The organism is Tepidicella xavieri (assembly GCF_004363315.1).
GTDB lineage: Bacteria > Pseudomonadota > Gammaproteobacteria > Burkholderiales > Burkholderiaceae_C > Tepidicella > Tepidicella xavieri.
This window is the reverse complement of the sequence record NZ_SNYL01000005.1, coordinates 101,822-114,109: the sequence shown is the minus strand read 5'-3', so window position 1 is coordinate 114,109 and position 12,288 is coordinate 101,822. Positions and strand designations below refer to the sequence as shown.

Genomic DNA, 12,288 nt, shown 5'->3' with positions numbered 1-12,288 from the left:
ATGCCAGGGCCCAGGCGGACCGATCGGCGGCTGTGGTGGCTGCTGGGTGTGGCGGCAGCGGTGTCGGTGGCGTGGCTGCTGCTGACGTTCTGGCTCATTGGCTCGACGCTGGAGGACGAGGCGCGCGCCACGGTCTGGGGGCTGATCGGCGACCGGCTGGTGCTGGTGTCGCTGACCTGGGGCATGGGCATGGCCGCGATTGCCTGGGGGCTGAAACGGTGGTTCGACCACTGGGTCACGCCATCGGTGCAGTTGGCCGAGGAAGCGAGGGTGCTGCTGCGCACGGATGTGGTGCGGGAGCTGCGTCCCAAAGGCAATGTGGAAACCCGGGAACTGGCCCGCCTGTTCAATCAGCTCGTGGCTCAGCGCGAGGATTTGCGCCGCCAGATCGATGCCAAGGTGCGCGAGGCCGCCGAAGGCATCGAACAGGAAAAATCCCGACTCGCGGCGCTCATGTCGGAGCTGACGCAAAGCGTGGTCGTGTGCAATCTCGACGGCCGCATCCTGCTGTACAACAACCGGGCCCGCATGCAGTTTCGGGCCATGTCGCAGGCCCCCCGCTTAGCCGATGGGGCCGAGCTCATCGGGCTGGGGCGCTCCATCTACACCGTGTTTGACCGCAAGCTGGTGGCCCATGCCCTGGAAAACGTGCAGCAGCGGTTGCTGCGTGGCGCTGCCCAGCCGAGCGCGCAATTCGTCACCACCACCCGCTCGGGCCAGCTTCTGCGGGTGCAGATGGCGCCTGTGCGAGCCGCCCAGGCGGGGGCGGCGGGCGAGGGGGAGCCCCCCCAGCGGCTGGCCGGGTTCGTGTTGATGCTGGAAAACATCACCCGCGATTTTGAGGAGGAGTCCGCACGCGAGCGCTTGTTGCTCGGGCTGACCGAAGGCAGCCGCGCCTCGCTGGGCAACATCCGCGCGGCGCTGGAAATGCTCGAATACCCAGACCTCGACCCCGCCATGCGCGAGCGCTTCTTGGCCGTGGCGCGCGAGGAGGTGCAGGGGATGTCGCAGCGGCTGCAGCGCCTGGTGCACGAATCGGCCGATGCCCTGAAAACCCGCTGGCCGATGGAGGACATGCTCGGCGCCGATCTGGTGGCCGCGGCCAGCCGCCGGATCGAGGAGGCGCTCGACTTGCCCGTGACCGATATGGGCGTGGACAACCACCTGTGGCTGCGCATCGAGAGTTTTTCCATCCTCCAGGCCCTGCTGTTTCTCAGCGCCCGATTGCAGGAGGCGTTTGGCATTCGCTACGTGGGGCTGCGCCTGCATGCATCCAGCCAGGGGCAGCAAAAAGCCGAGCTCGATCTGGTCTGGAGCGGTCCGGCCATCAGCACCGAAACCGTCATGGGCTGGGAGATCGATCCGATGCGGGTGGGGCAGGAGGCCTCGGCCCTGACGGTGCGCGACGTGGTCGAGCGCCACGGGGGGGCCTTCTGGTTCGAGCGCCACCGGGCCAGCCACGAGGCCTTCTTCCGCTTTCTGCTGCCTTCCGCGCCTCCGCAGGAGCAGCTCGACAGCGCCGCCTTCGTCCGCAGCGAAAGCCGGCCCGAGTACTACGATTTCGACCTGTTCCGCGCCACGGCACGCACCCGCGCCCTGGAGGACACCCCCCTGGCCGAACTGTCTTACACCGTCTTTGACACCGAGACCACCGGCCTCAACCCGGCCCAGGGCGATGAAATCATCCAGATTGGCGCCACGCGCATCGTCAACGGCAAACTGCTGCGCCAGGAGTGCTTCGACCAGCTCGTCAACCCGCGCCGCCTGATTCCTGCCGCCTCCATCCCCATACACGGCATCACGCCGGAGATGGTGGCCGGGCAGCCCGTCATCGAAGACGTGCTGCCGGCCTTTCACGCTTTCGCGCAGGACACGGTCTTGGTGGCCCACAACGCCGCGTTCGACATGCGCTTCCTGCAGCTCAAGGAACGCAAGACCGGGGTGGTGTTTGACCAGCCCGTCCTCGACACCCTGCTGCTGTCGGCCGTGGTGCACCCCCATCAGGACTCGCACCGGCTCGAAGCCATTGCCGAGCGCTTCAACGTCACCGTCATCGGCCGCCACACCGCCATGGGCGATGCGATGGTCACGGCCGAGGTGTTCCTCAAACTCATCCCGCTGCTGGCGGAGAAGGGCATACACACGCTGGGGCAGGCGTTGCATGCCGCCCAGCAGACCTACTACGCCCGCATCAAGTACTGACGATGCGCCGCGCCGCTTCAGCGACTCATCGGGTAGCGGTGGGCCAGCACGCCTTGCAGGCTCTTGACCACGGCAAAGGCTTCCTTGAGGTGTCCACGCTCGAAATTGGACAATTCGCTGGGGCGCAGGTAATTGTCGGCGGCGTGGCCGTCGGACATGCGCCGGGCCTGGTGCTGAATGCGCAGGGTGCTGAGGTATTCCAGCGCGTCGAGCAGGTCGCGCACGCGCTGTTCCGTGATTTCGCCGCTGGCCGCCGCGTTTTCCAGCCGTTCGCGGGTGTTGACCGCCGCGCAGCCGCCCGCCAGCGCATACACCCGGGCCAAGTCGATGATGGGCACGATGCCGGTGTGCTTCAGGTCGATCGTGCCGGCGTGCTCGCCGTTTTTGATGAGCGACAGGTTGCCCCACCAGTTCAGCGGGGGCTGGTGCGTCAGCGCGTTGCCCACCATGAAGGCCAAAAACAGGCGTTGTGTGCGGGTGCGCTGCAACACCTCCGAACGCAGACGGTCCACCAACTCCTGCTTGCCGTACACGAACCGTTGGTCGAAGAAGACGCAAGTCAGCATCAGCGACTTGGGCTCGGGCTGATCGATCCAGCGATGGAAATACTGCCGCCACCGACGCAGCGGCTGGCGCCACTGGTCGGTCATCGCCATCATTTCGCCCGGGCAATACACATAGCCGCATTCATTGAGGCCATCGCACACGAAGCGCGCCAACTGCCGGAAATACTCGCCGTGGGTTGCCTCGTCATAGGCGTCGTCCAGGACCATGCAGTTGTCCTGATCGGACTTGGCCGTTTGTTCGTTGCGCCCCTGCGAGCCGGCGGCCACCCAGGCATAGTCCACCGGCGGGGGACCGAACTGAAGTTCGCCGAGCTGCAGCAGCCGCGAAGTCAGCGCGTCGGTGATGGCCGACACGATGTGCCCCGTGCTGTAGGCGCTGGCCTCTGCGGCGGCCAGGTTCTGTTGCAGCCGCTTGATGCGGGCGCTGACTTCCACCAGACCTGCCACCGAGGTCTGCTTGTAAATGGCGCCGGCCAAGTACACCGCCGAATTGCTCTGCTGCTCGGTCAGGTCGGTGCTGGTGATCATGCCGGCGACCTGGGCGCCGTCCATCACCGGCACATGGTGGATGTTGTGCCGCGCCATCATGAGCAGCGCGTCGAAGGCATGCCGGTGGATGTCGATGGTCATCGGGGCCAGCGTGGCAATTTCCACGATCGGCCGGCTCGTCTCCAGGCCGGCGGCCACCACCCGGTTGCGCAGATCGCGGTCGGTGATGAGGCCAAACAGCACACCGTCTTGCACGATCAGCACCGACGACACCCGCTGGTCGCGCATGATTTGCGCGGCTTCCATGATCGGGGTGTGCGGCGGCAGCGTCACGGCTGGCCGCTTGATCAGCGCCTTGACCGGCGTGGTGATCAGGTTGACGTAGTTGTCGGCACTGCGGGGTTGCGGCTGCTCAGGCATGGTCGTGCAAAGTTCCCGGTATGCAGGCATGGTACACGCTCGGCGCGCGATACCGCACTTTGACAAGGTAAGCTATTGATATAGGTCATAGTCATGTGGTTTTTCGTCATCGCCGTCAAACTGATTGCCGAAATTGCGCTGCTGTCGCTGCTGGGGCGCTGGGTGTTGGGTGCCTGGCTGCGGCGGCTCGGCCCGGCCGGGGCAGGGCAGGAGAATGTGTTCCTGTGGGTGCTGGACACGCTGACGCGCCCCTTCGTGGTGGTCGCTGGCTGGGTGACGCCGCGCTGGATTCCCCGCGCGCATCTGCCTCTGGTGGCGTTTGGCTTGCTGGCAGTGGTGTGGCTGGCGGCGCTGCTGGGCAAGATCGGGTTGTGTGTCGAGCTGGGCATGGAGCAGTGCCGATGAGACAGCGCTGGCGTGCGCTTCTCTGGCGCTGGTTGGCCCATGCGGCGACCCTGACCGCAGGCCAGCGCCTGGCCCTGGCGGCCTGGCTGCGGGTGTGGCGGCTGAGCCCGCAGGATCCTGTGGCCCTAGCCACGCTGGCCTTTTTGCGGGGCCAGGCCGGACGCTATCGGGGCGCGCTGGCGTGGCAACGCCGCCGCGTGCGCCTGACGCCCGCTTGTGCCGACGCCCAGTTCAATCTGGGTTTCATCCTGGCCGAGTTGCAGCAACCCTTGGCCGCGGCGGAAGCGTTTGGCGCCGCGGTGGCGTTGCGGCCTGGGTTGGACAGGGCCTGGTATGGCTTGGGGCGCGTGCTGTGGCGGCTGGGGCGTGCCGATGAAGCCCTGCAAGCCTTGGAGCGTTGCGCGACCTTGCAGCCGTGGAGCCCTGCGGCATACGAGGCGATGGCCCGCATCCATGCCGAAGCCGGGCGGAAGGATGCCGCGGTGGCGCTGGTGCGCCGCCTCGAAGGCTTCGACCCGCGCGCGGCCGCACGGATCGAGGCCGCATGCCTCGGCGAGACGGCGGCGGGCCGGGAGGCCGTGGCATGAAGGGCGGTGTGCAGGGGTATTGGCGGCGCGTCAAGCTGGTCACGGCCGCGCTCCTGCTGGTGTGGTCGGTGGTGTCTTTCGGGTTCACTTATTTCGCCCGCGAACTGGACTTCACGCTCCTGGGCTGGCCGTTCAGCTACTGGATGGCGGCCCAGGGGGCGCTGATCGTGTATGGGCTCATCATCGCGGTATATGCCTGGAGCGTGAACCGGCTGGATGACCGCTATGGCGTGGCGGACCCGCCCGATGCGGAGGACGCGCATGGCCCGTGACTGGACGCCCCAGGCGCAGCGCGTCTTCCGCCGCCAGCTCGATCGGGTGTACCTCTGGTTCACGGGCGCCTTTTTCCTGTTCGTCGGCGCCTTGGCCGTGCTGGAGCAGATCGGGTTGCCGCGGGAATGGATTGGCATGGTGTTCCTGCTGGCCACCATCGGTGTGTATGCCGCCATTGGCATCATGAGCCGCACCATCGATCCGGTGGAGTACTACGTGGCCGGCCGCCGCGTGCCGGCGGTTTACAACGGCATGGCCACGGCGGCCGACTGGATGTCGGCGGCTTCCTTCATCGGGCTGGCCGGCACCCTGTACGTACACGGTTACAGTGGCCTGGCCTTCGTGCTCGGCTGGACAGGGGGCTACTGCCTCGTCGCCCTGTTGCTGGCCCCTTACTTGCGCCGCTTCGGACAGTTCACCATCCCCGACTTTCTGGGCGAACGCTACGGCGGACACTGGCCGCGCCTGATCGGCATCGCCGCGGCCATTTTGTGCTCGTTCATCTATGTGGTGGCGCAGATTTACGGCGTGGGGCTGATCACCTCGCGCCTGACCGGCGTGGCCTTCGAGGTGGGGGTGTTCCTCGGGCTGGGTGGCATCCTGGTGTGCTCTTTCCTGGGCGGGATGCGGGCCGTGACCTGGACGCAGGTGGCCCAGTACATCGTCCTCATCATCGCCTACATGCTGCCGGTGGTGTGGTTGTCGATCAAGCAGACCGATTTCCCCATTCCGCAGCTCATCTATGGCCAGCAGCTACAAAAAATCACCGAGCGTGAGCGCGAACTGAGCGAGGACGCGGCCGAAATCCAGGTGCGCATGATCTACCGGCATCAGGCTGGCATTCTGGAAGACAAGCTCCAAGACCCGGGCGCGGCCCTGCTGCATGACCGCTTCCTCGCCGAGAAGCACCTGGACAATCTGCGCGACATGAACGCCCCGGCGGCCGAAATCGCCGAAGCGGAAAAAGCCCTGTCGCGCCTGCCGCGGGATGAAGGCAGCGCACGCGAGCTCTGGAGCCGCCAACTGGCCGAAGCTCAAACCAAATCCAAGCCCCTCAACGGCATGCCGCCCCACGCGCAGCCCTTTGCCGGCGACCCGCAGGGCACGCCCGAGGAACGGCAGGCTTTCACCGAGTCGCGGCGCAACTTTCTGGCGCTGGTGTTCTGCCTGATGCTGGGCACCGCCGCGCTGCCGCACATCCTGATGCGCTACTACACCGTGCCCGACGTGCGTCAGGCCCGGCAGTCGGTGACCTGGTCCTTGCTGTTCATCAGCCTGCTGTATTTCACGGCACCGGCGCTGGCGGTGCTGGTCAAGTACGAGGTGTTCCACGTGCTCGTGGGCACGCCGTTCGACCAACTGCCCGCCTGGGTGGCCGCCTGGAGCCGGGTGGATGCCGACCTGCTGCGGGTGCAGGACGTCAACCGCGACGGCATCTTGCAGCTCAACGAAATCTCCATCGGCGCCGACATCATCGTGCTGGCCACGGCCGAGATTGCCGGTCTGCCCTACGTGATCGCCGCGCTGGTGGCCGCCGGCGGGCTGGCGGCTGCCCTGTCTACGGCCGACGGGTTGTTGCTGACCATTGCCAATGCCCTCAGCCACGACCTGTACTACAAGATGATTGACCCCCATGCGGCGACAGCCCGGCGGGTGACGATCTCCAAGGTGCTGCTGCTCGTCGTGGCGCTGGCGGCGGCCTATGTGGCGGCCCAGAAGCCGGCCGATATCCTGTTTCTGGTGTCCTCGGCCTTCTCCATCGCGGCAGCCGCTTTTTTCCCGGCGCTGGTGTTGGGCATCTTCTGGAAGAGGACCACCGGCATGGCCGCCGTCATGGGCATGCTCAGCGGCCTGGGGGTCACGTTTTACTACATGGTCATGAATCAGCCGTGGTTGCGATCGGCCTTCGGCATCACCAGTCCCGTGGACCTGTGGTGGGGCATACAGCCAGTCTCGGCCGGGGTGTTTGGCGTGCCGGTGGGCTTTGCCGTGATGGTGCTCGTCAGCCTCGTGACGCCGCGCCCGCCGGATCAGGTGCAAGCGCTGGTGGAGCGGGTGCGGGCAGGCGTGCGCCAAACATGATAGAATGTCGGGCTCACCTTGCCGTACCCCAGTTGACGCCGGGGGCGGCTTTCATCCACAAGGAGTCTGCATGCGTCACTACGAAATCGTGATGCTGATCCATCCGGATCAGAGCGAACAGGTTCCAGCCATGCTGGAGCGCTACAAGGGCATGATCACCGCTGGCGGTGGTCAAATCCACCGTGTCGAAGACTGGGGCCGCCGCCAGCTGGCTTACCAGATCAACAAGCTCTCCAAGGCGCATTACCTGTGCCTGAACATCGAGGCCGATCAGGCCGTGATGTCTGAGCTGGAGCACGCCTTCCGCTTCAATGACGCGGTGCTGCGTCATCTGGTCATCCAGAAGAAGAAGGCCGAAACCGCGCCCTCTGCCATGATGAAGGCCGTCGAGCGCGAAGAAACCCGCAAGGCCCAGCAGCAGGAGGCCGCCGCCTAAATCCACCGTTCGTGGGTGTGGAGTCTGCTGCGGCCAACCGGCTGGCCATCACCGCCGCGCTGCTCGAAGTTGGGGCGCTGCGGTTCACCCCGGCCGGTGTCCCTGCCATCGATGTGCTGTTGAGCCATCGGTCCGCGCAGGTCGAAGCCGGCCAGGTCCGCCAAGTCGCCCTGCAGCTCAAAGCCGTGGCTTTTGGCACGGTCGCAGAGTCACTCGGTCGCCAGCCCCTGGGCGTCGACCTCGATATCCAGGGCTTTCTCACCAACACCCGCAACGGCAAAGGCGTCGTCCTTCACGTTCAAGATTTCAAGCCGATTTAAGGAAGCACCATCATGGCTGCCCCCAAGCGCACCAACAAAGACAAGCGCCCCAAGCGCAACACCCAGTCCCTGCTGTTCAAGCGCAAGAAGTTCTGCCGCTTCACCGTCGCCGGTGTGGAAGAGGTGGACTACAAAGACGTGGACACTCTGCGCGACTTCATCGCCGAGAACGGCAAGATCATCCCGGCCCGCCTGACCGGCACCCGCGCCATCTACCAGCGCCAGGTGACCACCGCCATCAAGCGCGCCCGCTTCCTGGCCCTGTTGCCGTACACCGACCAGCACCGCGTCTGATCGGAAGGAGCACATACCATGCAAATCATTCTGCTCGACAAAGTTGTCAACCTCGGTAACCTGGGCGATATCGTCAAGGTCAAGGATGGCTATGCCCGCAACTTCCTGATCCCGACCGGTCGTGCCCGTCGCGCCACGCAAGCCGCCGTGGCCGAGTTCGAGGCCCGCCGCGCCGAACTGGAAAAAGCCGCTGCCGCCAAGCTGGCCGAAGCCAAAGCCCTGGGCGAGAAGCTCAACGGCCACACCATCAAGATTTCCCAGAAAGCCGGTGTGGACGGGCGCCTGTTCGGTTCCGTGACCAACCACGACATTGCCGAAGAACTGGCCAAGCAGGGCTTTCCCGTCACCAAGGCCCAGGTGCGCATGCCCAACGGCCTGCTCAAGAACGTGGGCGACTACACCGTCCAGGTCGGCCTGCACACCGATGTGGTGGTGGACGTGAACGTCTCGGTGCTCGGCGAAACCGCCTGACCCCCCGTTCCGCCTTGCATGGGCTGGCGCGCCGAGCGCGTCAAGCCCAGCCCCAAGCCCCGAATGCCGGGGCTTTTGTTTTTTCGAGGCGCGGTTTTTCCTGAGCGCATGGCTTTTCGGCGCTAGACTGTTTCCATGAGCGGTTTCGTCTGCCTCGGCTCACACCGGCAGGCTTTCATTGAAGGGAAACATCCATGCAGATTCAACTCAACACCGACACCAGCGTGCAAGGCTCCGACTCCATGGCCGAGTGGGCGCAGCGTGAATTGACCGATCGCCTGGCGCGGTTTCGCGATCACATCACCCGTGTCGAGGTGCATCTGAGCGACATCAACGGCGCCAAGGGCGGCGAGATGGACAAGCGTTGCGTGCTGGAGGTGCGGCTGGCTGGGCGGCAGCCGATGGCGGTGACGCACGTGGCCAGCAAGGTGGCCGATGCCCTGACCGGGGCCTGCGACAAACTGCTCAGCGCGCTGGATACGGCCATCGGCCGCGAGCGCGACGCCAAGCGCCGCGAGACCATCCGGGGCGCTTGAACGCTGAACGCCCGCCAGGCCGCGGCCCCTCAGCGGACGGCCACCGCGTCGGTGAGCCGGTAGTAAAAGCCGAAGGGGTCGTTCTGTAGGACGTGGAAACGCCCCTCCACGACGAGCCCTTCCATCGTGTAGCGGATGGGGGCGCGTGTGCGCACCTGGACGATGCTTTCCGCGCCACCCGGCGTGCAGAACGCACAGGTCAGCGGCACGGAGGTCAGCAGAAAGTGGGTTTGGCGCTCGCCCGGGTCGAGCGGCGCCATGAACCCTTGCAGCCGCACGGTTTTCTGGTTCAATGCCAGGATGGCCGGGGCGTACACCTGCACCATGCGGGATTTTTCCACTCGCTGCTCCACCTGGGCCAGCGTGGACCAGGGCACCACATCGTCGCGCCGCGGCAGCGGCGCAAATGGACTCAGCGGGCTGTGGTAGCCCTCGCCGTGGCCGCCCGCCAGGGGGTTGGCCCCGTCATTGGCGCCGGTGCCAGCGCCGGAGGCCGGGCTGGCCTGTGCCCAGGCCCAACCCGGCAGGCCGGCAGCCGCCAGCAGGGGCGACACGCCTAGCGCCGAGGCCCAGCGCAGGCATCGGCGGCGCGTGGGCGGCGTGCGCTCAGTGGACATGGCGCATGCCGCAGTACTTGCCGATGGCCAGGCCACGGCAGGCCGCTTGAAGCTCTTGCAGGCAGACCTTTTCGCCGCGGCCGGATTCCAGGCACTGCGCGGCGGCCTCGTGCGCGGCGGCCATGGCACGGTGGCGCTTGATGTCTTCTTCGATCTGTTTTTGCGTGTGCTGGGCCCAGGCGGGCAAGCCGAGAAAGCCGGCAGCAAGCAGGGTGAGGAAGGGTTTTTTCATGGGTCAGCTCCGGTTGAGTAGGGTCAAGACATCCAGCCTCCAGGCTCGCCAGGCCGGCAGCAGGGCGGCGAGGGTGGCCAGTACCATCGCGCTGGCGGGCACCCACCCGAGGGCGGGCGTCCAGCGCCAGGGTTGCAGCAGGCTGTCGGCCCCCGGGGGCAGCCATGCCCCGAGTGCCCACAGCAGCCATTGGGAAAGGGCCAGGCCAGCCAGCGCGGCTGGCAGGGCCAGGCACCAGGCTTCGGCAAACAGCAGACCGACCACGCGCGCGGGCCGGGCGCCCAGCATGCGCAGCATGGCCAGGTCGGCCTCGCGTTCACGCACCGCAGACCACAGGGCCACGAACACCGACAGCCCGGCCATCAGCAACAGGGTCAGGCCAAAGCCTTGCAGCACTTGGGTGCCTGCGCCGAGCATGGCCAGCAGCCGAGTGATTTCGCTGGCCGGGGCCGCCGCCTGCATGGAGGTGCTGCCATTGACGAAGCGCGGGAAGGTGACGGCCGCCAGCGGCGTGCGGTAGCGCACCAGGGCCAGTGTGATTTCTCGATCGTCTTGCAAGGCGGCTCGCTCTTGCGGGGTCATGTCCTCGTAGCCGTGCAACTCGTCATGGACCTGCCAGACCGACTCGGTGGCGGTGAGCACCAGGCGGTCCAGCACGCACCCGCAAGGGGCCAGAATGCCGCTGACGGTGTAGGGGGTGTCGTCGTGCGCTTCGCCGCCAGCCCCCAGGCCGTGGACGCCGACAAAGGTCTGACCGACACCCAGGCGCGTGGCGTGGGCCACCTGAGCGCCCAGCACGGCTTCCATCGGGGCTTCCCACAGCCGCCCTTGCGCGGTGCGCGCGCCGTAGTGGGTGATGTAATCGGGGCTGGTGCCGACGATCCGGTAGCCAGCGAGGTTGTCGCCCAGGCTCAGGGGGATGAGCTGCGCCACGTGCGGGTGCTGCCGCAGTCGCTCCACCTCGTCGAGGGGGATGTTGCCCGGGGGAACGTCGAGATGAAACACGCCGGCTAGGATGAGTTGCAGCGGACTGCCTTTGGCGCCGATGACGGCGTCGATGCCAGCCAAGTCTCGCTCGAAAGCCCGGTCGAGCTGATCGCGTGCGCTGAACACGAAGGCCATGGCGGTCAAGCCCAGCACGAGCATGAGGGCATTGAGCGCGGTGGTCAGCGGCCGCGACCAGAGGTAGCGCCAGGCCAGGGTCAGGGTATTCATGCCGCCGCCCCCAGATGCAGGTGGCGGGCGTCGGGCAGGGCGGCAACGGCGCGTTGGTCATGGGTGGCCACGATCAGGGTGGTGCCGTGGCGCTCGGCCTGTTCGCGCAGGAGTTGCATGGCGGCCTGGGCATGGTCGTCGTCCAGGCTCGCGGTGGGTTCGTCGGCCAGCAAAATGGCCGGTCGCAGCAGCAGCGCGCGTGCCAGTGCCACGCGCAGCGCTTGTCCGCCCGACAATTGGTGTGTGCGGTGCCGCAGCAGGGGCAGAAGGCCCAGCCGCTTGATCAGGGCTTGCTGGTGGGCGGGCTCGGGTGCATGGCCGCTGGCAAACGCGGCCAAGCGCAGATTGTCGGCCACGCTCAGGGCCGGGCTGAGCCGGGCGCCTTGGGGCAAAAAGCCGATGGTGCGACTGCGCCAGGCATCGCGGGCGGCCTGGGTCAATTGACCCGGCTGTGCCCCATTGACGACCAACATGCCCTGGGTGGGTGTGAGCAAGCCGGCCATCAAGGCCAGCCAGGTCGATTTGCCGCTGCCAGACGGGCCACGCAGCAGCAGGGTTTGGCCTGGGCCGAGTTGCAGGTCCGGATAGCGCAGCGTGACGCCGCCCGGCCAGGTGATGAGCAGTCCGCGGCTTTCGATCATGGGGTGGCGGTGGCGCAGCCGGCGCAGGTGCCGTGAACGGTCAGGTCCAGCCGCTGGGCGCGGTGGCCCATGGCGGCCAGGGCGTCGCGCAGCGTCTGGGCGATGTGGGCGGCGTCGGCCTGGGCGGGCGGCAGCGGCACGAGGCGGTGGCAGGCGTCGCATTCGAAGCGGGGCAGCAGTTCCCCGGCCTGGAGCGCCGGTGCCCAGGCAAAGCGCCACAGACGCTCGGCCGGGTCGGCGTGGCGTTCCAGCAAGCCGCAGGCGGCCAGCCGGTCCAGCATGCGGTAGAGCGTGACGCGGTTGATGCGCACGCCTTCGGCATGCAGCCGGCTCAGCACTTCGGCGTGCGAAGGGCCCCAGCCCGGGTCCTGGGCAAACAGGCGCAGCACCGCGCGGGTGGCGGGGGTGATGCGCAGGCCGGCGCGGTGCAGGCGCTCGGCCCAATCCCCGGGCAGGGTTTCATCGAGGTGGGTCATGACCGCTTGATGCAACTCAGTTGCGA

Annotated in this window: 16 protein-coding genes; 10 read left to right on the top strand and 6 right to left on the bottom strand. The window is 66.8% G+C overall.

Annotated features, from left to right (window positions below; all coding sequences use genetic code 11):
- The gene (locus DFR43_RS05820) at positions 1–2,202 is read left to right on the top strand and encodes a 3'-5' exonuclease (RefSeq protein WP_133596585.1); all 2,202 of its coding nucleotides are present in this window, start codon (positions 1–3) and stop codon (positions 2,200–2,202) included.
- Positions 2,203–2,219: 17 nt separating this feature from the next.
- Here the strand turns inward: DFR43_RS05820 and DFR43_RS05815 are convergent, their stop codons facing one another.
- Positions 2,220–3,707, bottom strand: coding sequence for a putative nucleotidyltransferase substrate binding domain-containing protein (locus DFR43_RS05815; protein WP_133596583.1), 1,488 nt, complete (start codon positions 3,705–3,707; stop codon positions 2,220–2,222).
- 63 nt (positions 3,708–3,770) lie between these two features.
- On the opposite strand from DFR43_RS05815, the gene DFR43_RS05810 reads away from it, so the two are divergent.
- The 9 genes from DFR43_RS05810 (at position 3,771) to DFR43_RS05770 (ending at position 9,081) form a co-directional block, all read left to right on the top strand.
- On the top strand, positions 3,771–4,082 hold the full coding sequence (locus tag DFR43_RS05810; protein WP_133596581.1) for a hypothetical protein: 312 nt from the start codon (positions 3,771–3,773) through the stop codon (positions 4,080–4,082).
- Positions 4,079–4,669: a tetratricopeptide repeat protein gene (locus tag DFR43_RS05805; RefSeq protein ID WP_133596579.1), complete on the top strand. Its 591-nt coding sequence runs from the start codon at positions 4,079–4,081 to the stop codon at positions 4,667–4,669. Before DFR43_RS05810 ends, DFR43_RS05805 begins: the two co-directional genes overlap by 4 nt.
- On the top strand, positions 4,666–4,941 hold the full coding sequence (locus DFR43_RS05800; protein ID WP_133596734.1) for a DUF4212 domain-containing protein: 276 nt from the start codon (positions 4,666–4,668) through the stop codon (positions 4,939–4,941). The genes DFR43_RS05805 and DFR43_RS05800 overlap by 4 nt, the downstream gene beginning before the upstream one ends.
- Positions 4,931–7,024: a sodium:solute symporter family protein gene (locus DFR43_RS05795; RefSeq protein ID WP_245988848.1), complete on the top strand. Its 2,094-nt coding sequence runs from the start codon at positions 4,931–4,933 to the stop codon at positions 7,022–7,024. The genes DFR43_RS05800 and DFR43_RS05795 overlap by 11 nt, the downstream gene beginning before the upstream one ends.
- A 70-nt stretch (positions 7,025–7,094) precedes the next feature.
- On the top strand, positions 7,095–7,460 hold the full coding sequence (gene rpsF / locus DFR43_RS05790; protein ID WP_133596575.1) for a 30S ribosomal protein S6: 366 nt from the start codon (positions 7,095–7,097) through the stop codon (positions 7,458–7,460).
- Positions 7,461–7,471: 11 nt separating this feature from the next.
- Entirely contained in the window at positions 7,472–7,780 is a 309-nt protein-coding gene (gene priB, locus DFR43_RS05785; RefSeq protein WP_425471074.1) for a primosomal replication protein N, read from the top strand.
- A 12-nt stretch (positions 7,781–7,792) separates the two neighbouring features.
- Positions 7,793–8,074 (top strand): 30S ribosomal protein S18, encoded by a 282-nt coding sequence (gene rpsR, locus DFR43_RS05780; protein ID WP_133596573.1) that lies wholly within the window; start codon positions 7,793–7,795, stop codon positions 8,072–8,074.
- 18 nt (positions 8,075–8,092) lie between these two features.
- Positions 8,093–8,545, top strand: coding sequence for a 50S ribosomal protein L9 (rplI, locus tag DFR43_RS05775; protein ID WP_133596571.1), 453 nt, complete (start codon positions 8,093–8,095; stop codon positions 8,543–8,545).
- Positions 8,546–8,739: 194 nt separating this feature from the next.
- Complete coding sequence (locus tag DFR43_RS05770) at positions 8,740–9,081, top strand: HPF/RaiA family ribosome-associated protein (protein ID WP_133596569.1); 342 nt, start codon at positions 8,740–8,742, stop codon at positions 9,079–9,081.
- Between the two features lie 29 nt (positions 9,082–9,110).
- Here the strand turns inward: DFR43_RS05770 and DFR43_RS05765 are convergent, their stop codons facing one another.
- Genes DFR43_RS05765 through DFR43_RS05745 form a run of 5 tightly spaced genes read right to left on the bottom strand, consistent with a single transcriptional unit; the run spans position 9,111 to position 12,262 of the window.
- Complete coding sequence (locus DFR43_RS05765; RefSeq protein WP_133596567.1) at positions 9,111–9,698, bottom strand: DUF3299 domain-containing protein; 588 nt, start codon at positions 9,696–9,698, stop codon at positions 9,111–9,113.
- Positions 9,688–9,930: a hypothetical protein gene (locus tag DFR43_RS05760; RefSeq protein WP_133596565.1), complete on the bottom strand. Its 243-nt coding sequence runs from the start codon at positions 9,928–9,930 to the stop codon at positions 9,688–9,690. Before DFR43_RS05760 ends, DFR43_RS05765 begins: the two co-directional genes overlap by 11 nt.
- A 3-nt stretch (positions 9,931–9,933) precedes the next feature.
- Complete coding sequence (locus DFR43_RS05755; protein WP_133596562.1) at positions 9,934–11,145, bottom strand: ABC transporter permease; 1,212 nt, start codon at positions 11,143–11,145, stop codon at positions 9,934–9,936.
- Positions 11,142–11,786: an ABC transporter ATP-binding protein gene (locus DFR43_RS05750; protein ID WP_133596560.1), complete on the bottom strand. Its 645-nt coding sequence runs from the start codon at positions 11,784–11,786 to the stop codon at positions 11,142–11,144. The genes DFR43_RS05755 and DFR43_RS05750 overlap by 4 nt, the downstream gene beginning before the upstream one ends.
- Positions 11,783–12,262 (bottom strand): Fur family transcriptional regulator, encoded by a 480-nt coding sequence (locus DFR43_RS05745; protein ID WP_133596558.1) that lies wholly within the window; start codon positions 12,260–12,262, stop codon positions 11,783–11,785. The genes DFR43_RS05750 and DFR43_RS05745 overlap by 4 nt, the downstream gene beginning before the upstream one ends.
- Positions 12,263–12,288 lie beyond the last annotated feature (26 nt).